At 70.5% G+C, this 20,830-nt stretch carries 17 protein-coding genes and 1 tRNA gene; 15 read left to right on the top strand and 3 right to left on the bottom strand.

The annotated features are described in order from the left end of the window. Nucleotides 1-96 precede the first annotated feature (96 nt). Together ACH34S_RS20470 and sthA are read left to right on the top strand one after the other, a co-directional pair. Nucleotides 97-729, top strand: a complete 633-nt coding sequence (locus ACH34S_RS20470; protein ID WP_395954285.1) for a TetR/AcrR family transcriptional regulator — start codon at nucleotides 97-99, stop codon at nucleotides 727-729. 61 nt (nucleotides 730-790) lie between these two features. After that, on the top strand, nucleotides 791-2,194 hold the full coding sequence (sthA, locus tag ACH34S_RS20475) for a Si-specific NAD(P)(+) transhydrogenase (RefSeq protein ID WP_395954286.1): 1,404 nt from the start codon (nucleotides 791-793) through the stop codon (nucleotides 2,192-2,194). Here the strand turns inward: sthA and ACH34S_RS20480 are convergent. Then, nucleotides 2,191-2,598, bottom strand: coding sequence for an SsgA family sporulation/cell division regulator (locus tag ACH34S_RS20480; protein ID WP_132175929.1), 408 nt, complete (start codon nucleotides 2,596-2,598; stop codon nucleotides 2,191-2,193). The two genes, sthA and ACH34S_RS20480, sit on opposite strands and share 4 nt — an antisense overlap. A gap of 266 nt (nucleotides 2,599-2,864) precedes the next feature. Here ACH34S_RS20480 and ACH34S_RS20485 point away from each other — a divergent pair, with 266 nt between their 5' ends. From ACH34S_RS20485 to ACH34S_RS20545, 13 genes are all read left to right on the top strand, one after another. After that, a complete protein-coding gene (locus ACH34S_RS20485) occupies nucleotides 2,865-3,290 on the top strand; it encodes a TIGR02611 family protein (protein WP_395954287.1) in 426 nt (141 codons plus the stop codon). A 50-nt stretch (nucleotides 3,291-3,340) separates the two neighbouring features. Then, a tRNA-Val gene (locus tag ACH34S_RS20490) sits at nucleotides 3,341-3,412 on the top strand. Between the two features lie 218 nt (nucleotides 3,413-3,630). After that, nucleotides 3,631-4,179 carry a hypothetical protein gene (locus ACH34S_RS20495; RefSeq protein WP_395954288.1) on the top strand — a complete coding sequence of 183 codons (549 nt, stop codon included), beginning with the start codon at nucleotides 3,631-3,633 and terminating at the stop codon, nucleotides 4,177-4,179. A 1,230-nt stretch (nucleotides 4,180-5,409) separates the two neighbouring features. Then, nucleotides 5,410-5,706, top strand: coding sequence for a hypothetical protein (locus tag ACH34S_RS20500; RefSeq protein WP_395954289.1), 297 nt, complete (start codon nucleotides 5,410-5,412; stop codon nucleotides 5,704-5,706). Nucleotides 5,707-6,193: 487 nt separating this feature from the next. After that, complete coding sequence (locus ACH34S_RS20505) at nucleotides 6,194-7,714, top strand: hypothetical protein (protein ID WP_395954290.1); 1,521 nt, start codon at nucleotides 6,194-6,196, stop codon at nucleotides 7,712-7,714. Further along, complete coding sequence (locus tag ACH34S_RS20510) at nucleotides 7,711-10,290, top strand: hypothetical protein (RefSeq protein WP_395954291.1); 2,580 nt, start codon at nucleotides 7,711-7,713, stop codon at nucleotides 10,288-10,290. Before ACH34S_RS20505 ends, ACH34S_RS20510 begins: the two co-directional genes overlap by 4 nt. 272 nt (nucleotides 10,291-10,562) lie before the next feature. Next, the gene (locus ACH34S_RS20515; protein WP_395954292.1) at nucleotides 10,563-11,948 is read left to right on the top strand and encodes an alpha/beta fold hydrolase; all 1,386 of its coding nucleotides are present in this window, start codon (nucleotides 10,563-10,565) and stop codon (nucleotides 11,946-11,948) included. 666 nt (nucleotides 11,949-12,614) lie between these two features. Beyond that, complete coding sequence (locus ACH34S_RS20520; RefSeq protein ID WP_395954293.1) at nucleotides 12,615-14,234, top strand: hypothetical protein; 1,620 nt, start codon at nucleotides 12,615-12,617, stop codon at nucleotides 14,232-14,234. 101 nt (nucleotides 14,235-14,335) lie between these two features. Beyond that, entirely contained in the window at nucleotides 14,336-14,569 is a 234-nt protein-coding gene (locus ACH34S_RS20525) for a hypothetical protein (RefSeq protein ID WP_395954294.1), read from the top strand. Nucleotide 14,570: 1 nt separating this feature from the next. Next, nucleotides 14,571-15,491 (top strand): hypothetical protein, encoded by a 921-nt coding sequence (locus ACH34S_RS20530; RefSeq protein WP_395954295.1) that lies wholly within the window; start codon nucleotides 14,571-14,573, stop codon nucleotides 15,489-15,491. Nucleotides 15,492-16,012: 521 nt separating this feature from the next. Further along, entirely contained in the window at nucleotides 16,013-16,504 is a 492-nt protein-coding gene (locus tag ACH34S_RS20535; RefSeq protein WP_395954296.1) for a carbohydrate-binding protein, read from the top strand. Between the two features lie 42 nt (nucleotides 16,505-16,546). Beyond that, complete coding sequence (locus ACH34S_RS20540) at nucleotides 16,547-16,774, top strand: hypothetical protein (RefSeq protein ID WP_395954297.1); 228 nt, start codon at nucleotides 16,547-16,549, stop codon at nucleotides 16,772-16,774. A gap of 319 nt (nucleotides 16,775-17,093) precedes the next feature. Beyond that, nucleotides 17,094-18,155 carry a hypothetical protein gene (locus tag ACH34S_RS20545; RefSeq protein ID WP_395954298.1) on the top strand — a complete coding sequence of 354 codons (1,062 nt, stop codon included), beginning with the start codon at nucleotides 17,094-17,096 and terminating at the stop codon, nucleotides 18,153-18,155. 4 nt (nucleotides 18,156-18,159) lie between these two features. On the opposite strand, the gene ACH34S_RS20550 is transcribed toward ACH34S_RS20545, so the two are convergent. Both ACH34S_RS20550 and ACH34S_RS20555 read right to left on the bottom strand, forming a co-directional pair. Next, complete coding sequence (locus tag ACH34S_RS20550; protein ID WP_395954299.1) at nucleotides 18,160-18,528, bottom strand: VOC family protein; 369 nt, start codon at nucleotides 18,526-18,528, stop codon at nucleotides 18,160-18,162. Between the two features lie 17 nt (nucleotides 18,529-18,545). Beyond that, complete coding sequence (locus ACH34S_RS20555; protein WP_395954300.1) at nucleotides 18,546-20,783, bottom strand: DEAD/DEAH box helicase; 2,238 nt, start codon at nucleotides 20,781-20,783, stop codon at nucleotides 18,546-18,548. Nucleotides 20,784-20,830 lie beyond the last annotated feature (47 nt).

Genomic DNA, 20,830 nt, shown 5'->3' on the forward strand with positions numbered 1-20,830 from the left:
CCCTAATTGGAGAAGTTTCCGTTTAGTGAGGTTAACCGGAGAGTTCTCCGGATACAAGTCCGGTTAGTCTGCTGTGCTGTGCCGAGAGGGGACGGAATGCGCGAGCTGCCGGTCGTGGGAAGCCCGCCCGCCGAGCGCGCGGACGCGGCGCTCAACCGGCGCCGCATCCTCCGCGCCGCCGCCGAGATGATCGCCACCCGTGGCCCCGAGGCCGTCTCCATGGACGAGGTCGCCCGCGCCGCCGGCGTCGGCGTCGGCACCGTCTACCGCCGCTTCGGCGACCGCGCCCGCCTCGTCTACGCCGTGATCGACGAGCGCGAACGCGACTTCCAGACCGCGTTCATCCAGGGCCCGCCGCCCCTGGGGCCCGGCGCGTCCCCGTCCGACCGCCTCCGCGCGTTCCTCCACGCCCTCGCCGACCGCACCGAGGCCCAGGCGGACCTCCTCCTCATGGCCGAGTCGGGCCCGTCCGACGCCCGCTTCCGGGACGGCTCCTACGGTCTCTACCACCGGCACGTGGCGATGCTCCTCGACGAGATCCGTCCGGGCGCGGACACCGCCTACCTCGCCGACGCGCTCCTGGCCCCCTTCGCCGCGAACCTGTTCCTCTACCAGCGCCGAACCCGCGGCATGCCCCTGGACCGCATCAAGACCGGCCTGGACACCCTCACCGAAACCCTGCTCACGACACCGCCCGGCACCCTGCCCACCGACCGTCCGAGAGCCTGATCGCCGGCCGATCCTGAGCCGAACCTTTAACCGGACGGCCACGGCCCCTCAGACTGGGCACGTGAATGACTTCGATCTCCTCGTCCTCGGATCGGGCCCCGGCGGGCAGCGCGCCGCCATCGCCGCCGCCAAGCTGGGCCGCAAGGTCGGCATCGTCGACCATCGCGACATGATCGGCGGCGTCTGCATCAACACCGGGACGATCCCGTCCAAGACGCTCCGCGAAGCCGTCCTGTACCTGACCGGCCTCAACCAGCGCGAGCTGTACGGCCAGAGCTACCGGGTCAAAGAGGACATCACGGTCGCCGATCTGGGGATGCGCACCCAGCACGTCATCGGCCGGGAGACCGACGTCGTCCGCAGCCAGCTCGCCCGCAACCGCGTCGCCGTCCTGCCGGGCCACGGCCGGTTCCTCGAACCGAACGTGATCGGGATCGCCGGCAACGGAGGCCGCGAGCAGAAGGTCACCGCCGACCGCATCGTGATCGCCACCGGCACGCGCCCGGCCCGCCCCGACACCGTCGCCTTCGACGACAAGACGATCATCGACTCGGACGGCATCATCAACCTGGACCGCATCCCCGAGACGATGGTCGTCGTCGGCGCCGGCGTGATCGGCATCGAGTACGCCTCGATGTTCGCCGCGCTCGGCACCAAGGTCACCGTCGTCGAGCGGCGCGAGCGGATGCTGGAGTTCTGCGACCTGGAGATCATCGAGGCGCTCAAGTACCACCTGCGCGACCTGGCCGTCACGTTCCGGTTCCGCGAGAGCGTCGCGTCCGTCGAACGGATGCCGCAGGGCGCGATCACCGTCCTCGAAAGCGGCAAGCGCATCCCCGCCGACACCGTCATGTACTCCGCCGGACGGCACGGCATGACCGACGAGCTCGGCCTGGACGCCGCCGGCCTGGCCGCCGACGACCGCGGCCGCATCAAGGTGGACGAGCACTACCGCACCGACGTCCCGCACATCTACGCCGTCGGCGACGTGATCGGCTTCCCGTCCCTCGCCGCGACGTCCATGGAGCAGGGGCGCCTAGCCGCCCACCACGCCTGCGGCGAGCCCGTCGCGGAGATCCACGAGACCCAGCCCATCGGCATCTACACGATCCCCGAGATCAGCTTCGTCGGACGCACCGAGGACGCCCTCACCGAGGCGAAGATCCCCTTCGAGGTGGGCGTGTCCCGCTACCGCGAGCTCGCCCGCGGCCAGATCATCGGCGACTCCTACGGGATGCTGAAACTCCTCGTCTCACCCGAGGACAGACGCCTCCTGGGCGTCCACGTCTTCGGCACGGGCGCCACGGAACTGGTCCACATCGGCCAAACGGTCATGGGCTGCGGCGGAACCGTCGATTACCTGGTCAACGCCGTGTTCAACTACCCGACGCTCGCCGAGTCCTACAAGGTCGCCGCGCTCGACGCGATGAACAAGATGCGCCACATCGCCCGGCTGTCCTCCTAGGACGGCCAGAGCAGGTTCTCCAGCTCGGCGTCGATGTCGATGAACTCGGTCTCCTCGCCCGCCGGGACGGTCTGGTACGTCCGGTGCAGGAAGTCGGCCAGCGGCGACAGCGGCACCTCGAACAGCGCGTCCCCGAACGGGGACGACAGCCCGATGTTGAGCGTGCCGTCATCGGAGCCGGGCCAGACCTCCACGTCCCCGTCCCCGACCTTCCGCACGATGCCGACCGTCAGGAGCTCCCTGGCGAAGATCCACTCCACCGGCTCGTCATCGCCGACGTAGAAGGCCATCCGGATCGCGTACGGATCGTCGGCCGCGTACTCCAGCCCGGCGAGCAGGGGAACGGTCGTACGGTCGGGGACGACGAGCCGAAGGCCCAGCTGCGCTGAGACTGTGGTGTTCATAGGCCATTCCCCATAACGTCGTGTCCCGCAGGCGGGGCTCCCCGTGAGTGCTTGTCCTCCCCACGGACATCCCCGCGATCTATGACGCCTAACTGCCTGATCGCGGCCGAACATTCCGGCGTCCCCGGCGTTTGTGACTCATCTCACCGCGCCTGACCTGCGCAAAGACGGATGTTTCCCGCCATGTGCCCCCGTCCCGGCCGAACGATCGGTGCGGTAAAACCTCTGTGTTCCCACCCCCGTCCACCTGCCTTTAAGGTAAATCCGTGGCAATCAAGACCGAAAAGGAAGCCCCACCCACACAGCAGCGCCGCCTGCACCGGTTCCGCGAACGGGTCCGGCGCAACCGGCTCCTGAACACCGCCTGGCGCCTCGGCGTCTTCGCGGTCGGCTCCGCCGTCCTCCTCGGCGGCCTCGTCATGATGGTCACCCCCGGCCCCGGCATCCTCGGCATCGTCGTCGGCCTCGCCATCCTCGCCACCGAGTTCGCCTGGGCCCAGCGCGCCCTCCAGCGCGCCAAGGCCGCCGCCGACCGCGCGAAGGAACAGGCCCTGGACCCCCGAGCCCGCCGCCGCAACCTGGTCCTAGGCACCCTGACCGCCGTCCTAGCCGCCGCCACCCTCACCGCCTACCTGGCCCTCTACGGTCTGGTCGTCCCCTGGAACATCGAAAACCCCACCTTCTGGACGTGACCGTGAAGGCGCACACATCCCCCAACATGCGCTAGAGTTTCCGACGTCCAGGGCGATTAGCTCAGTGGGAGAGCGCTTCGTTCACACCGAAGAGGTCACTGGTTCGAACCCAGTATCGCCCACCCGCAGGTCACGGCCTACTTCTCGACTTCCGAGGAGGGGGCCGTTTTCTATCCCATGCGTTCCTGGTGCGTGATCATTTAGATAAGACGCATCGTGCGCACCCCGGCCGGAGCGTGGCCGGATGGTGACAGCAGCCTCTCGCTGTGAACCGGCAGGGCGTGATCCAGCGTCGTACTCGCGTCCCCCGCCGCGGACTCTGCGAGAGGAACTTCCCCACATGAAGAAGATCGCGGTGCTCATCGCCCTCCTGGGCGGTCTGCTGCTGACCGGCTGCGCGGCACCGCAAGAGGTGTCCACCAAGCCCGGCGCCCCCACGTCCGCGGCCAAGGCCGGCGGGAGCGAGGAGCCCGACGAGGGCGACAACGTCACCAAGGTCGGCACGTGGGCGACCGCTGAAGACGGCCTCTCGTTCCGGGTGGCGAAGCTGAAGCGCGCCAAGGTCGGCGCCTACGCCGCGGGCGGGAAGCCCGGCGGCCCGGCCGTCATCGTCACCGTGCAGATCCGCAACACCGGCAAGACCCGATTTGACACGACGATGTTCCAGATCGGGACGCGGGTCGGCGCAGACGGCACCGAGGCCGACCAGGTCTTCGACAGCGAGCGCGGCTACGGGGACGGGTTCACCGGCACCGTCGCGCCCGGCCGGACGGCCACGGTGAAATACATGTTCGCGGCCGAGGGTGCGGCGGACCTGAAGACGGTCAGCGTGGAGCTAACCCCGGGCTTCGAGTACGAGAGCTTCACCTTCGAGGGCGCGGCGACCTGAGCTGGTGGATCTGAGCCCGCCCGTTGACTACTCGTCGGCGGGCGGTTCGCTGTCCGGGACCTTCACACCGAAGAGGTCACTGGTTCGAACTCAGTATCGCCCACCCTGCAGACACCCAGTTCAGAGGCCCTTTCGATCTTCCGGAAGCGGCCTCTTCGTCGTTCTGATGCATGCGACGTGCGTGGGCGCGCGGCGGTCCCTGTGCCGGGCACCAGGCCCTAGGGGCACCCGCCACGGTGCTCCCGCAACGCGATCGGGGCTGCCACTGGGGAACGAACCGGGCGAACTTCACAGAAGATGGCTCGGGCACGGGATAGCGTCACTGTTCAGTAATTCGCGACCATCTCCGTTGGGTTCTGCCCGTGTGTGACCGGCGTGCCCAGTCAGCTCGCCGACCTGTTCAAGGAGGACGCGGACATGCAGAGTGGCGGCGCTGCATGCGTCCGATCATCTGGGGAAGCGGGGTCTGCCGCTGGCGGAGGTGCTGGCCGAGGTCGTCGCGGACGAACACGTGCCGATGTGCCGTAGCTTGCGGCGCTTCGGTACAAGGACACTGGGCTGCGGCAGCGTGAGGAGTGGGAGCAGCCCTGGGAGGACCAGCGAGGATGACCGGACGGGGAAGCGGCTCGACATCGCGGTTCCGCCGAAGTACGCGCCGAAGGAGCGGTTCATTTCGTATCTGGGGCAGTCCGGACGCAGATGACTCGTTGCTGCTCGGGTGGGCCGGCTGGGATCACGAGGATTAGGCGCAGGCCATTGGCAACCTCGTCAATGACCGGGCCGAGGTCGGGCCTGGGACTCGGAGAAGCTGGCGCCGCTGCTGGCGGGCCTTTGTGAAGTGCTGCCGTGGGTGAAGCAATGGCACGGGCGAGGAGGACGCCGAGTGGGGTGGCGTCCGGGCCGAGGAGACTGAGCGGTAGCGGGCCGACGCTGTGACGAAGCACTCGGTAATTGCTATTTCCTGACACCCCCGGGTGGGAGGCGCCTCCGCGAGGCGCAGGCCGCCCGGGGGTCGTCTTGACGACGGGATCTGCTGTGGGATCAAGCGAAAGAAGTCAACGGCTCTGGAGGTGGTCATGCCTGGGCGCGGCGGTTTTCAGCGTCTCGGGGGCCTTGCTTCTCTGGCTGATGAATCTTCTTGGAGATCGGGCTGTCCGTGCCACCTATCGGGCATGTGACGTGAACCCGTTGACGGCGCAGTGGACGAAAGGGTATCCGTTCATTGTTCCAGTGTTCTCGCTGACGGCATTCGTGCTCGCGATGATCTCGGCCCTGGTCGCATTTACCGCCGTGCGGAGGTCGCCCTTCTGGGCGAGCTTCATCAGCGTCCCCTCGCTATTCCTGGCTTTCCTCTTGCTGACTCCGGCCATCTGGCGAGTACAGGAGTACGACGATTATCCCGGTCCGGAAATCTCGACACTCAACGCTCCATGCGCCGGGGGATCGGCGGCCCGGGCTGTGGTGGTGCCGCGCGCGGGGTCATCCACTGATCTTGATGCGTTCGGCGCTCTATCCTTGATCGCGTAGCCGTTCGTTCCCGAGACCGTCCCTCAGGGGAGCCATCATGTTCGCGCTCGTCCTGCTGTTGGGTTCTCTGGCCGGGCTGGTCGTCGGCGTGGTGGCGGTCGCGCGCGGCCTTGTGGCCGTGGTTCGGCATGGACGGCGTGCGCGGGCTGGGCTGCTGCGTGGGGGCGCGCTTCTCGCCTTCGGAGTGGCCGTCGGCGCGTACGCCTGGGGTGCAGCGCACCGCGTCCCCTGGGAAATCGTGCGCGGGTCCGGGAACCGCGTCGCCGCCTCGGACGGACGAAAGGCCAGGTGGACGCAGTGTTCCGCACCGCGTTCCGGGAGGGTGCGCGATCTGCCCGCATTCTCTCGGCCATCCCGCAGATCGTTGATACGACCGCCGAAGCGGAGCGATAACGGTTCAGGGTCGCGTTTCCCCATCTAGCGGGCGCGGGTAGGGCGTTCTCTCTAAATTTCCTGGTGAACGGGAGAAGAGGGGCGTATCGCTTTGATGGAGGGTCCGGAATGGTCGCAGCGGGGGATCGAGCAACGGGCGGGACGGTATCCGCTGCGGGTGGAGGCGCCGATCCTGCGGGCGATCGAACTGCTGGTCCCGGGGATCTCGTCCGTGACCAGGTACGTCCGCTACTACGCCCTGTACGCGGCACTCGGCGCCCACGCGGCGGAGCATGACCTGGACGGTGCGGCGAGCCTGCGGCTGCTGCGGCGCAGCGAGGTCGTCCTCGCCGGGGTGTCGCGCCTGTACGACGACCCGTACGGCCGGCCGGGCATGGCGCACGCCGTCGACGAGGTGCGGCCCTCGCTCGACGGCGACGTCCTCCACGTCGGCGCGGCGGCCGAATTGGACGGCGACCAGGCGTACTCGTCGCGGCGCTCCGGGTCCTGGGAGACCTACCTCGGACCCAGCGCGGTCCTCGGCACGGCCGTCAACGAGGATGGCGCGCCGTGTCCCGGCAGGCACGTCTGCCCTCCGGAGGTCGCGGCCCTGTTCGCGCCGCTGTGGCGCGAGTCCGGCGCGGACGTCCTCGACGGCACGCGGCTGGAGGCGCTCGCGCCGCTCGCGATGCAGGCCCCGGAACGCCCGGAGGCCGGCTGGATGCGCGGGCTGTTCACCGCGACCCGGGACGGCCGCCACGACCCGGAGGAGTGGGGGACCGACGACCGGCGGCGCCGGGCGACGTTCCGGATGCTCGGCCGTGCCGCGGGCCTGCACGGCGGCGACGCGGCCCACGGCTGGGAGGAGTGCGTCCGGTCCGCTGTGGCCTTCGGGAACGAGGTCGAGACCGATCCGGTGCTCCGGCGCGTGGACAACGTTCTTGGGTGGCGGGGGCTGCTGCTGCGGAACTACTCGGTCGGCGCGTGGCGGCGGCTCTGGGCGGCGCTGGTCCGGTCGATCGGATCGCAGGACGGCGAAGCCGACCGGAGCCGGGACGAGCTGCGCGCATGGCTGGCCGACCCGATGCCCGCCACGTCCTTACGGGCCTGCCTCGGCGAGCTGCCCGCCACGATGGCGGGCGGGCATCCGGCACCGGCCGAACGCCAGATCACGCAGGACACCGACCGCCGCGACCCGCTCCTGAACGTGAGGCTGCTGCTGGCCGGCGGGCGCCGCGCCGGTGAGCTGTCCGGCGAGGCGCGGACGACGTTCCTGGGGGCGCAGCACGACATCCTCAACCCGCTGTGGGTGGCCCGGCTGATCGACGACTTCGCGGACCGGCCGATGCGGGACCTGTCCGTCCGGCTCGTGGACGACATGCTCGCGCAGGCCCGACGCGTCGCGCTGGCCAAGACCCGTCCCGACGCCAACGGGCGGATGAAGGTGTTCTCCCGCGTCCACGAACGGGGCGGCCGCTACTACAAGACCGGCGACGAGGGCGACGGCGACATCGGCACCCGCCTGCACCAGACCGGGGACATCGCCGAGCAGCTCGGCCTCCTCGAATACCGCGCCGAGGACGAGACGGCGTCGCTCACACCGCTCGGCGCCGAGCTGCTGGAGGTGGGGGAATGACCTGGGAGTTCACCTCGCCGCTCACGCTGCTCGGCGAATGGCGCGACCGCACCGACGAGGCCGAGCTGCACGAGCTCCTGCTGCTGGGCTTCACCGTCGACCTGCCGTTCCTGGAGAAGACGCTGGTCCCGACCGCGCGTGCGCTCGGCGCGCGGATCACGGTGATCGGCGACGCGGGGCAGGGCCTGTACGACCCGGTCGACGTGCGGATGGCCGGACGGTCCTACTTCCACGGCCTCGCCGCCTGCCGCGGCGCGTTCCACCCGAAGCTCGCGCTGCTGATCGGCGCTCGCGAGGCCGTCGCGGCGGTCGGCTCGGGCAACCCGACCATGGCCGGATGGGGGTACAACGACGAGCTGTGGACCGTCCTGCGCGGTCACGACACCGGCGCCCCCGAGTCGTTCCGCGAGCTGAGCCGGTGGCTGGCCGCGTTGGGCGGGCCCGTGCCGATGCCGCGGTACGCGGCGGAGCTGCTGGCGGAGATCTCCGCGCGGCTCGCGGAGTTCCCCGCCGTCCGGCATCCGGCGCGGGTGCTGCATAACCTCGGCACCGGGCTGATCGACCAGCTGCCCGACGGGCCCGTCGACGAGCTGCATCTGTACGCGCCGTTCGTCGACCGGAGCGGCCGTGCCCTGGCCCGGATCGTCGAGCGGTTCGCGCCGTCGCGGGTCGTGCTCGGTGTTCAGGAACGCTGGAGCAGCTACGACGGGGACGCCGTCCTCGCGTCGCTCGCCGGTTCGCCGGGCGCAGAGCTGCGGCTGCTGGCGGAGCAGGTGCCGCGCCACGGCAAGCTGCTGGAATGGCGGACCGGTGACCGGTGGACGGCCCTGACGGGCAGCGCCAACCTCACCGGCGCCGCGCTGCTGGACAACGTCGCGGGCGGCGGCAACTGCGAGCTGGGCGTGCTCGCGGAGGTGCCGTCGCCACTGCTGCCGGAGGGCACCGCCGTCGCCGTCACGCATCTGCGCGGGCGGCGCACCGTCCGGCCGGTGGAGGCACGCCCGAGCCTGCTCGTCCTCGGCGCGCTGCTCACCGGCGCGGGCCTGCTCCAGGTCACTCTGGCGCGTCCCTATGACGTGGACGTCGCCGTCGAGGTGTCGCCGGACGGCTCGCCCGGGTCGTGGACCACGGTCGGAACCGTCCCGGCGGGGCGCACCTCGCAGGAATTCGCCGTCCCCGAGTTCGCGGGCGCCGTGGTGCGGATCGCCGACCCGCACGCGGGCGGCCGGGCCGAGTCGCCGCCCGTCTTCGTCGTCCACCCCGCGCGCTGCGCCCGGCGCCAGGCGGACGCGAACCGGCCGCGCCTGCGCCACGGCTACACCGAGGAAGAGATCTTCACCGACGAGGAGCTGGGCCGCCGGTTCCGCTACGACCTGCTGCGGCTGTCCGACCTCGTCGCCGAGAACCGCACCGCGCTGCCCGCCCGGTCCGCCGCCGCACCGGCGCAGGCGTCGGCCGTCCACGACCGCTACGCCGCCTACCTGGACGAATGCGAGCGGACCATCGGGCGGCCCCTCACCCTGAAACTGTTCGGTGGCACGGGCACCCCCGATCTCACCCTCGGGCCGCGCTGGGGGCTGACCGCCGAGGCCGTGACCGACGACGAGGACCCGGACGGGCCGGACGGCGACCCCGAGGAGTCCCCGCCGCCGGTGATACCGCCCGACCGCAAGCGGGAGTGGCGGCAGTGCGCCGTCCGGGCCGTGGACCGGACCGTCCCCGCCGGGCGGGAACCGGCGCCGATGATGCTGCGCGTCCTCGTGGCCCGGCTGTTCGTGCAGCTCCTCGGTCACGGCGTCTGGGAACTCGACGACGACTCCTGGCGCGCGCCGCTCGCCCGGCTGACGGAGGGCCTGGCGCCCCGCGCCGAGGACGAGGTGCCGGACGGGGCCGTCCAGCACGTCACGGCGGTCACGGCGGTGTGCATGGGGCTGCTGCTCGGCGGCGCCTCGCTCACCGGCGGGAGCCCCCGCGACCTCCTCGCGGCCCGCACCTGGCAGGCCGTCAAGGACCGGGTCTCGGCCGCGGAGACCGACCTGGCGGGCGACCTGCTCATCCCGCCCCGGCTGGCGCACGCCACCGTGCTGGGCCGCTCGGGGTGGGAGCGCCTGCTCGACCTGGCCCGCTCCGACGACCCGGTTGCGCTGATCATCGCGGAGCTGGCCGAGGATGAGCTGACGCTCGAAGCCGACCGCGGGATCTACCGCGTCACCGGGAGGTTCACCAACCCCGTCCCGGTGGCCGCCCGCGTCGCGACCCTCCTCGGGCGGCATCTGGAGACCGTCCTCGTCCACGCCGTCACCGGCGGCCGATGGACCTTCGTCGCGTGGCGGCGGCCCCGGCTCGTCGTCGCCGGTTCCCGGACCATGTGGCCGGGCTGGCGGGTGTACGAGGTACCGCCGTCGGGGACGCCGGAGTCACGGCTGACCGGGACCGAGGGGCCGCCGCGGGCCGGTCTCGTCGCCGGGCCGGTACCGCTCGTCCGGACGCCGCCGCCGGCCGCGCTGGATGTCCTCGAACGCGCCGGAGCCGACCCCGACGACGTCGTCGGAAGGCTCCGCGACCACGGAATGTGACCGGCTTCGCCCGCCCCGCGCTCTCCGGGCCCGGCGAGCGTCGTAGCACCGGAGGCGGCGACCACCCGGGACATCGCCGTCGAACTCGACTACGTCGGCTCGGTGCCCAACGCCGCGACCGTGATCGCCGCGCTCCACCGCGGCGAGAAGCGAGGGAACCTCGCCGGACGACGTTCGTGCGAAGTGATCTTCCGGTCGTGTCGATCCGCGGGCCGCCCGTTCGACCTGTGAGTGGAAGGACTCCGGGACGACGAGCCAGGAAGTTGATGATCATGAAGAGATTGCTTGCCGCCCTCCTCGCGGGCGTTCTGGTCTGCGCAGCGGCGGTCGGCCCGGCAACGCCGGCGGTGGCGCAGGAGCCGCCTCCTCACGAAGGCACCATCAACGGTGCCCGCTACCGAGTTGAGATGCCGGAACGTTGGAACGGCACGCTGGTGCTCTACAGCCACGGCTACCAGCCGGAGGGCTTCGTCTTCAACCAGGTGTTCGTTTCCAACAACGAGCAGACCCGGGAATGGCTGCTGGACAACGGCTATGCGCTGGCCGCCTCGGAGTACCAGAACAAGGGCGTCGGCTACCTGGTCAAGGAAGCGATGAACGACCAGCTCGCGCTGCTGGACTGGTTCAACGCCAACGTCGGACGGCCACGGCGGACCGTGCTGAGCGGCCAGTCAATGGGTGGAGCGATCGCGACGCTGCTCGCCGAGCGGTATCCGCAGCGGTTCGACGGCGTGCTGAACCTGTGCGCCCTCTACGACCCGTTGAACACCTTCAACACCGCTCTGGACGTCAACTTCGCGGTCAAGACGCTCCTCGCTCCCGGCCAGGACATCGACCTGGTGAACTCCGCCGACCCGCCTGGCGGACGGGACGCGCTGGTCGCCGCGATCGACCAGGCCCGCGAGACCCCTGCGGGACGCGCCCGCCTCACGCTGGCCGCCGCGCTCGGCAACGTCACCGGCTGGTTCCACCCGCAGGAGCCCGAGCCGACCGACATGGCCGAGTGGACCCGGCAGCAGTCCGAATGGGTCAAATGGGCGAAGGTGCACGGCAACGGCACGGCCGCGTTCGCCGACATCGCCGAGCGGGCGGGCGGCAATCCGCTCTGGAACGCCAGCGTGAACTACTCCGGGCAACTCGCCCGCTCCAGCCAGCGGCGCGTCGTCGAGCGGGCGTACCGGGAGGCGGGCCTGAACCTTCGCACCGACCTGGCCAAGCTGGCCGACGCGCCGCGCATCGCACCCGAGAAGAACGCGCTCGGCTACATGTACCGGTACGGGGTGCCGACCGGGCACATGCGGGTGCCGGTCGTGTCGCTGCACACCACGGGAGACGCCGGTGTTCCCCCGGACCAGGACCGCTGGTACGCCGGACAGGTCCGCGGCAACGGCCACCCGAGCCTGCTGCGCCAGCTGTACGTGGAACGCGGCGGGCACTGCTCGTTCAACGCCGCAGAGGAGATCACCGCCCTGCGCACCCTGCTGACCAAGATCGACACCGGTGACTGGCCGCGAACCGGCACCCGGCACCTGAACGCCGCCGCGAACCGGTTCGATCCGCACTTCCACCAGGTCGCGGAGTACGGCAAGGAGAACAAGGTCATGCCGCCCGCCTTCACCCGCTACACCCCGACCCGCACCCTCCGCCCGTCCCGGTGACCACCGGGCACACTCATGGTCGCCGGTGAAACACCGACACACCGGCGACCACGCCCCCCTTTCCGCGTTCTGCGTGCATCACGAGAGCCGAGATGAGATCACGAGTCGGGACGTCCCAGCGCGTCGAGTACGAGGTCGAGCTAGGCCCGACTGGCCAGGGTGTCAGGGCGGTACACGTTGAGAACCCGGGCGCGGCTGTCCAGCATGCAGTCTTCCGTGGATGAGCGCCCAGGTCGTAGGCCCCTCGAGTTCATGATCTGATCCGCATTCGCGACTCCGGGCGGAGATCCGACCACTGACTGAGGCGAACTCGGCATGGGCCTGCTCGATGGTGAGCGCCTAGTCAGGCCGTCGCCTGGTGGGCAGATTTCAGTTGCTTGATGGACGCGGGCCCTCGCGTGTCAGCTGCTACTTCTGCGAGCCCAGTCCGGGTGGTTAGTCCAGGAGCCGTCACCGCCGTGCAGCTCGTGCAGCACGCTGATCGCCTGTGGGGGTGACGGACCGTTGGCGTGGGCGTAACCTCCGGCCCGCCAGCGCGTTCCGTCGCCCATACCCCACACCTTCCTCGGGAACAACGGCGGACGCAACGGGGCGCCGGATGCGGTCAGGGGCTCGGCGCGCGTCAGGGCACTACGGATAATCGAGGCGACTCTCGGGAGGCGCCGCATGGGCGAGACGTCGGCCACCGCCATTACGAAGGCCGATGTCAGGGCCTTGCGGAAGTATCTCCGGGATCAGTGGCGCGGTGATCCCGGCGACCTGGACGGTCCGCTGGGCGCGCTGGTCGGGCAGGGGAGCGCGGCGGCGGTGCGGGCCGCGCTGAGCCGGTGGCTGATCCGGCACCGCGCCACCGAGGGGATCGGCGCGGATGACGCCTGGCTGTGGCTGGACTCGATAGGCCTCACCGGTGACCCGGTTCCCATCGCCACCCTGGCGGCCGAGGCGGACGTCAGCACCAAGACGATCAACCGGCGGCTCGACCGGATCGACGGGCGGGTCGCCCGGTTGATGAACGGGCGGCTGCCCGCCCTGGGCGACACCGCACTGGCCGCGCCGGGCGCGATGCTCGCGCTGCGGGCGCAGGCGCTGATGGCGCGCGAGCCGGAGCGTGAACTGGACGCCATTCACGCGCACCAGCAGCGGTCTCCAGAGTTTCGCGGCGGCCTGCGCCAGGCGCCGGTCACCTCGGACAAGGACAAGCGGTACCGCGACTCCTTCCGTGTGACCGAGCGGCTGAATACGATCGCGCACCGTCCCGCGCTGCCACCCGACCGCAGGCGTCCGACGGTGTACGCGGCCGACGGGGTCGCCCTCACCGACGATCCGCACCAGGCGGTGGCGCAGCTCGAGCATTCGGTGGCCGCGCGCCGGCCGGAACTGTTCGAGTTCCTGGTCGCCCACACGAGCCGGCTGGTTCCCGACGCGGCGTCGGCCGGGGCCGAGACCAGGCTTCGGTTTCTACGCGCGGCGTACACCGTCCTGCGGGACGCGGAGAACCTCACTGCGCTGCGCTACGCCCAGGCGTGGGAGGCGGAGGAGATCGAGCATCATGGGGCGAGGCACCTGAACGTCCTCGTGGCCCGCGCAGGGCAGGCCCACATCCACCAGATGTTCGGCCACTACCAGACCGCCTTCGACCTCTATCGCGGCGTGGTGGAACGGGCAACGCTGTACCCGCCGTCAGGCGAGCGGGAGCAGATCCTCCAGAACGTCAACGACTGGCTGGGGCAGGTGGTCTTCTCGGGGGTGCTGCGGGGCGGTTCCCGGGACGTCTTGCGGGTCGCGCTGGCGCGGATGGGGGCGATCGCCGACGAGGTGCCGGGCAACCTGGAGATCCAGTTCGGGCTGGCCCGGCGCCGCTTCGAGCTGGGCGTCGCGGAGAGCACGGAGAATGCCCGCATCGTGGCGAAGCCGGTGGCCCGGCGCACGGCGCGTGCCGTCATGCGCGACTTCGAGGGGCTGCTGGGCATCACGGACGGGGCCGTCATGCTGAACCGCAAGCTCGCGGGGGCCGATCTCGGGGTGCTGTGGGGCATCCGGGACCGCGACATCGGCGCGGTGCGCTACTTCGTGTCCCAGTTCGAGTCCGTCCAGTCGGAGCAGGGCGGGTACGCGAACCTGCTGTACCGGATCGACCAGCGGATCAAAGCGTCGGCGAAGGCGTGGCCCGCGCTGGAGGAGATCCCTCCACTGCACGGGGTCGCGAGCCCGTTCCGCAACCCGGGAGCCATTCCGCGCCGTGCGACGGGCCTCATGGTCTATCCGCGGCCCGAACATCGCCGCTGAGCCAGGGTGTCCCACATTCGCGAAGTTCTCCGCCGTCGCTGGTTCCGGGTGGAGGTGACCTGTGGAATCTGCACCAAGTCTTAACGGACATGGGAGCAGCGATGAGACGGACGACATCGTTGGCACGGCGGCACCGGGCGGCGCGGTGCCGCAACGCGGCCGTGGCGGCGGCGTTGGGCGCCGCGACGGTCGAGCTGGCCAGTGCCGTCGAGCCGGGCTGGCTCGCGGCGGGTGCCGCCGCCGCGATCGCGGCCCTTGGCGCGATTCTGGACCGTCTGACAGAGCCGCTCGACGAATCCGAGGACACTGAAAACGGCGACCAGGGGGCTCACTGAAATGCAGCACACGAACGCGAACGCGAACCCGGCCGTCCTCGAACGGCGCCTCCTGCTGGCGGGTGCCGTGCTGGCGCCGGTCGCGCGGCCCGCGGACGCCCGGGACGCCGCGGTCGACCTGCTGGCGCGGGCGGAACGGGCGGTCGACGTCACCGACATCGGTGCGGCCCGCCGGTTGCTGGCGCAGCTCGCGGCCGGGGCCGGGGCCGGGCGGGGCTTCGGGCACGGCGGCGAACTGTGGCGGCGCTGCCTCGCGGTCCGGGCGGTGACGTTGCGCGACAGCGGACGGGGCCGCGCGGCGGTGCCGGTCTACGGGCGGCTGGTCACGCTCAGCCGCGCGGCCCGCGATCCCGGTCGCTACGGGACGGCCGTGATGGGCGCCGTGGTGTCGCTGATGAACGAGGGACGCACCGGGTGCGCCGAGCGGCTCCTCCGGGCGGAGCACTCCGGCCTGGCCGCCACCGGCGACCGGCGGATGGCGATCGAGGTCGCGTTCTGGCAGGCCCGCGTCCTGGAGGACCGCGGGCACCTCGCCACGGCCCGGGAGCTGGTGGCCCGCCGGGTCCTGCCGCTGTCGGCGGCACACGAGACTCCGGACATGCAGGTGGCGCGGCACGTGTTCGCCTGCCGGCTGGCCCTCGGCACCGCCCGGCCGGACTGGGGCGCGGCCGAGCGGCACCTGGACCAGGCGCGGGACCGGCTGGACAGGCGGACGAGGGCCCTGCGAGTGGGGCAATACCTCACTGCGCATGCCCTCTTCGAGCTCCGCGCCGGCGCGTCCGACCGGGCACGGTCGCTTGCCCGGGACGCCGCAGACACCCTGACCCGAGCCGGGATCCGCAGTCCTCACCTGACCGCCGTCCGGCACGCCCTGGACGCCCACTCGTCCGTCCAATCCGTGGGGAAGCACGCGGCGCTTTAAGGATCACGTCGATCGACGCTGAAGGTTGATCGTCTGAGCGGCTCATCCGACGGACCTTGCGGGCGCGCATCAGCCACGTCCGGCTCTGTACTGGTCTCGGCCGCGAACTCGCCAGGATCGTGCCGCGGCTTCGCAACTTCCGGGACGGTGATCTTCCCAGGAATTCCGGGCGACGTCAGGCTTCGCGATCCCGGGTGGTATCGGTCTGATTCCTGAAAAGATCTGGTCGGGGTGGTTATGGCCCGCTAGCAGGCCTTCACCCGCCTGGGTGGTGTATCGCCGGGGACGGGCGAGGAGCGAAGGGGAAGGGGGCGGTGCCCGGAGCCCTGGAGAGGTGCTGGGAGGCGGGTACCGGCTCGTGGACCGGCTCGGGCGTCGGAATGTCCAGGTGGCACGCTTCGCGGGGGTGTGTAACTATTGTCCGCGCTCGGGAGCCGGTACCGGCGGCTCGTGTCCGGGCTACGGGGAACGGGAGATCGAGTGGTCGTCGCGGATGTGCGCGGGCGAGGACGGGCTGACTGATGGCCCATGCGCGTCCTCCTTCCAGGTCCTCCGCGCGGCGCCGGTACGTCGTGCTCGGCGCCGTCTCAGCGATCGTGCTTTTCGTGGCCGTGGGGTACGCGGCGGCCAGGCCGTCCGACGGCGGGGGTCCGTCCGCCGCTCCGGCGACCACGGGTGTGGGCCCGGAGGCCGGGGCTCCGGCACAGAGCCTGGGACCGCCGGACTCGGTCGGGGTGGGACGGAAGAGCACCGCCACACCGTCCGAGTCGCCATCGACCGCGACACCGACGCCGTCGTCCGCCACGCCCACGCCGTCCAGTAGTGGACGCGATACGCCGACGCCTACGCCGCCCAGGAGAAGGCCCGGCACTGCGGCATGGACGCCGGGTGTCCACTACCGTCCCGGCGACGCGGTGACCCACCGCGGCGGCGACTACGTCTGCCGGCAGGCCCACACCGCGCAGGCCGACTGGCAGCCGCAGGACACTCCAACACTTTGGCGCTCGGCCTGAACCGGCCCCACCGACATCGAGGCCGTTCGTGGCCAGGAGCGCTTGATCCGCGAAGCCAAGGGCACGACGTCCGCCCCCGGTCTGGACTGCGACACCGCGTACGGCCAACTGCTTCGCCGGATGACCAGCCCCGACGCAGGTGTCCAGTACGCCGTGGTGGTGCCCTCCTCGGCGCTGAAGGCCGCACTGCGAGTCCCACGGCGTGTCCGTGATCTGCTCCAGGTGACGGTGTACGAGGTGTGCGACGACTTCACGGTCATCCCGCACTGACGCACAGCGCGGCCGCAAGGACGTCCTCTGACGGGCGGGATGGGTCTTCGCCTGAATTCTCCGTATTCGTTTTATTTGTGTTCGGTTGTGCATCATTATTGGGTGATGCGCTTCTCTTGTTGATCTGGTTTAGTGTGGGGTCAGTTTTGCTGGCAGCTTGATTGGTGGGTCCTTCTTTAAGGGTTGGGTTTGGTTATTGTTGTGGTGGTGGCAATGGGGAGTTCTTGCGGTAAGCGTGTGTTCAGATTGGGGGCGGTAGGACGGGTCGCTTCTAATCTGTGGGGGCAGCGGGATGAGGTATCGGTGGGTTCGGGGTGCGGTGGCGCTCGGGGTCGCTGCTGTCGGCGCGGTCTCGATCGGGCATGCGGGGGCCGCGGAGCGGGTTCCCGGTTCGGTTCTGGTCGAGGAGTCGTTCGCTGGGGCTACCGCGGATTCGCGGTTCATCGGGTACGGGGCGGCCTGCCTGACAGGCGCGCGGCGCGGAACGTTGGAGGCGGAGGCCACTAATCATCCGCTCAGGGGGTGTCGCCGGGATCCGGTCGGGCCAGTGCCGCCCGGTAATGCGGCGCCGCGTGGATATCTACAGCTCACTGATGCGCACGACGAAGTGACCGGTGCTGTTCTGTTCGACTCGCCGATCCCTGCGCGGGAGGGATTGGAGGTGATCTTCGAGCAGTGGCAGTACGGGAATACCACTCGGGCGCCCGCTGATGGGATCTCGTTCTTCCTGACGGACGGTGCTCGGCGGCTCAGTACGCCGGGTGCGTTCGGCGGGAGCCTCGGTTACGCGCAGAAGTTGCCGGGCGGCAGACCCGATGCGCAGTTCGTCCCCGGGGTGGACGGTGGGTATCTCGGCATCGGGCTCGACGTGCTCGGCGAGTACTTCGGCGACGGGGAAGGGCGCGGGAACGGCTGCGAGCGGCGTTCCCCGGCCGGGACGTCGTTCCGCCCGCCCGCTCCCGGCCCTAACGTCGTCAGCGCGCGTGGGCCGGGGAACGGTGTCACCGGGTACTGCCTGCTCGACGCCACGACCAGCCACAAGAGAGCGAGTGGGGTCTGGTCATCGTCGCTTCCTGGGCGGCTGCACGGGGATCTGAGAGCGATGCCCGCCAACGTCACGGCGAAGCGAGCCGAACGGCTGCTGGAGCCGGTGAAGAGGGTCGTCAGGGTGGCGGTGCCGGCTGGACGGGATCCGGTCGTGACGGTCGATATCGACTTTCGGGATGGTGGCGGCTTCAAGCGGGTTCTGCGATTCGCCGCGCCTCAGCCCATGCCGGATACCTTCAAGTTCGGTTTCGCCGCCTCTACGGGGCCTCTCACCGATGTGCAGCTCATTCGGCGAGTCGTTCTGCGTTCCATGCAGCCGGCGGAAGAGTCCTAGCCGGTCAGGTGTGGCTGGTGTCTATTACGCAGAAGCGGTTGCCTTCAGGGTCGGCCAGGACGATGAAGTCGGGGTTCTCGGGATAGAGGTCCCAGTCGACGTGACTGGCGCCCAGGGACACCAGTCGTTCAACTTCGGCGGCCTGGTCTGCTGCGTTCTCCGCGTAGAGGTCTAGGTGTACTCGGGGATGTGCCTGGACGGGTGTGTCGCTCAGCCCGAGTGCGAGGTTGGGGCCGTTTCCGGTTGGCGGGACCAGGACCGTCCACGCGGGGTCTACTTCGTCGCGTGGGACGTATCCCAGAGCTTCCATCCAGAACGCGGCTGCGCGGCGTACGTCCGACGCTCCTAGAACTATGGATCCGAGGATGAGCATGCGCTAAGCCAAGCAGGTCACGCATCGTCCATCGGCGTGCCGGTCGAACTCGCGGCGGACGCGGCGATGCTCGGGAGGGCGGCCCAGGTCGCGGGGACGTCGAGTTTGCGGGCGGCGTAGGCGAGGGTGCGCAGTTCCTCGCCGAGGACGTCGTCGTACTTCTCGATGACCTTGTCGGGGACGACAACGGCGAGCGCGCCCGGCTCCGGGGGCGGGTCCGCGGCGAGGGCGGTCAGGTGGTCGATCGCGTCGCCGGGTGCGGTGCCGGCCAGGACGAGGACGGCGCCCTGCCGGTCGACCGGGACGCCGCGCTGGTGCAGGGCGAGGGACAGCGTGTTCATGATCGTGTCGCCGCGCAGCGGGACCAGGAGGGTGTCGTCGCCCCAGCCGATGACGGGCGTCGCGGCGAGGGCGAGGCGCCGGTAGGCGGTGCGGGCCTCGGTGAGCAGGCGTTGCGCGCCGGCGTCGAGGTAGGCCGGAATCGTCTCCGACTCGTAGATCAGCCTCATCTCGCGCCTGATCCGGTCGTGCACGTCGGCGGGGCCGCCGGTGAACTGGGGCGCCTTCCCGCCGCCGGACGGTGCCAGCTCGACGACCTTGCCCGCCGGGTCGACGTCGACGATCCTCCAGCGCCGCCCGGCGAAGATCATGAAGTCGCCGGGGGTGAGCGGGAACGCGATGGGCAGGGAGCCGAGCGTCCGCCCGGCGGTGACCAGCCGGTACTCCTCCGGTGCGTGGAACGCCGCGTAGAAGGAGTGGTGGTTGACGATGCGTTCGCCTTCGCCGCCGTGCAGGAGGAGCCCGCTGCCGTCCTGGCGGAGCAGGTCGGCCTCGCCGAGGTCGCGGAGCAGGGCCTTGAAGAGGACCGGTTCGACGTGCTGGAACGGGCCGCGTGCGCAGAGGGCACGGTAGGCGTCCTCCGGGAGCACCCCGCCGTGCTGGGCGATCAACGACAGGATCTGCTGCACGAGGGTGGACAGGTGCAGCCCGCCGCTCTCGGGCGGTTCGCACCAGCGGTCCAGCAGCAGGCCGACCACGGCGATCATCTGGACCAGCTGGGTGCGCAGCTCGTCCTGCGGCGGGGACGTGGACGTGAGCTCGGGTTCGAACGCGTACATCCGCAGCGTCGCGGGCCCGCTCCGGCGGCCCGCGCGGCCGAGGCGCTGGCGGAGCGCGGCCACGCCCGGCGGCGGGCCGATCTGCGCGACCGACACGATCGAACCGATGTCGATGCCCATCTCCAGGGTGGACGTGCAGACGGCCGTGACGGGCCGGGAGCCGTCCTTGAGCCGGGCCTCGGTGTCCTCCCGGATCTCCTTGGAGAGGCTGCCGTGGTGCGGGACGAACTCGTTCGGCACCCTCGCCTGCTCGCCTCGCCGTACGAGGAGGTCGGTGAACAGCTCGACGTTCCCCCTGGAGTTGGCGAAGACCAGGTTGTTGGAGCCGCGCAGGACGGCGAACAGGTGGTCGGCGATGGCGCGGATGCCACCGCCGGCGGCTTCGTCGTCCGGTTCCGAGCCCGGTCCCGGTTCCGAGCCCGGTCCCGGTTCCGAGCCCGGTCCCGGTTCCGAGCCCGGTCCCGGTTCCGGCCGTTCGGGACGGCGTGGCGTGTCGTTCAAGAAACCCTTGAGGTGGAGGCGCAGTTCCTGGCCGTCGGACGCCGAGTCGATGAGGCGTACCCGGTCTCCGCCGCCGGGGCGGAGGAATTCGGCCGCCGTGTCCATGTCGCCGAGCGTCGCAGACAGGCCGACGCGCGGGATCCGCCGCCGGACGGCGAGTTCCAGCCTGTGCAGCAGCGAGCGCAGCTGGGCTCCCCGTTCGGTGCCGATGAAGGAGTGCAGTTCGTCGATCACGATGTGCCGGACGCTGCCGAACATCGCGAGGACGCGGCTTCCGCGGTTGGCGAGCAGGGCCTCCAGCGACTCGGGCGTGATCAGCAGGATGCCCGTGGCCTGCCGGACGAGCCGTGCCTTCCGGGCGGCGCCCACGTCCCCGTGCCATCGGTGCACCGGGATCTGCAGGTGGCCGCACAGCTCTTCGAGACGCTCGAACTGGTCGTTGATCAACGCCTTCAGCGGCCCGACGTAGACGGCTCCGAAACCGCCTCCCTCGTCGCGCGGTCCTGCCAGGGCGGAGCAGATCGGGAGGAAGGCGGCTTCGGTCTTTCCCGCCGCCGTCGCCGCCGAGATGAGGATGTCGTCCTTCCCTGCGAGGATCGCCGGGATGGCCGCTTCCTGCGCGTCGTGCAGCGCCATCCACCGCCTCTGCCAGATCCATCGCTGGACGGCCGGGTGCAGCAGGT

Source organism: Actinomadura sp. 3N508 (assembly GCF_044326375.1).
Classification (GTDB): Bacteria; Actinomycetota; Actinomycetes; order Streptosporangiales; family Streptosporangiaceae; genus Spirillospora.

Bases quoted from the DNA above. Each gene is read 5' to 3' on its own strand.
- ACH34S_RS20470 (WP_395954285.1), top strand. From the start codon at position 97: ATGCGCGAGCTGCCGGTCGTGGGAAGCCCGCCCGCCGAGCGCGCGGAC.
- ACH34S_RS20480 (WP_132175929.1), bottom strand. From the start codon at position 2,598: ATGAACACCACAGTCTCAGCGCAGCTGGGCCTTCGGCTCGTCGTCCCC.
- ACH34S_RS20495 (WP_395954288.1), top strand. From the start codon at position 3,631: ATGAAGAAGATCGCGGTGCTCATCGCCCTCCTGGGCGGTCTGCTGCTG.
- ACH34S_RS20505 (WP_395954290.1), top strand. From the start codon at position 6,194: ATGGAGGGTCCGGAATGGTCGCAGCGGGGGATCGAGCAACGGGCGGGA.
- ACH34S_RS20510 (WP_395954291.1), top strand. From the start codon at position 7,711: ATGACCTGGGAGTTCACCTCGCCGCTCACGCTGCTCGGCGAATGGCGC.
- ACH34S_RS20515 (WP_395954292.1), top strand. From the start codon at position 10,563: ATGAAGAGATTGCTTGCCGCCCTCCTCGCGGGCGTTCTGGTCTGCGCA.
- ACH34S_RS20520 (WP_395954293.1), top strand. From the start codon at position 12,615: ATGGGCGAGACGTCGGCCACCGCCATTACGAAGGCCGATGTCAGGGCC.
- ACH34S_RS20525 (WP_395954294.1), top strand. From the start codon at position 14,336: ATGAGACGGACGACATCGTTGGCACGGCGGCACCGGGCGGCGCGGTGC.
- ACH34S_RS20530 (WP_395954295.1), top strand. From the start codon at position 14,571: ATGCAGCACACGAACGCGAACGCGAACCCGGCCGTCCTCGAACGGCGC.
- ACH34S_RS20535 (WP_395954296.1), top strand. From the start codon at position 16,013: ATGGCCCATGCGCGTCCTCCTTCCAGGTCCTCCGCGCGGCGCCGGTAC.
- ACH34S_RS20550 (WP_395954299.1), bottom strand. From the start codon at position 18,528: ATGCTCATCCTCGGATCCATAGTTCTAGGAGCGTCGGACGTACGCCGC.
- ACH34S_RS20555 (WP_395954300.1), bottom strand. From the start codon at position 20,783: ATGGCGCTGCACGACGCGCAGGAAGCGGCCATCCCGGCGATCCTCGCA.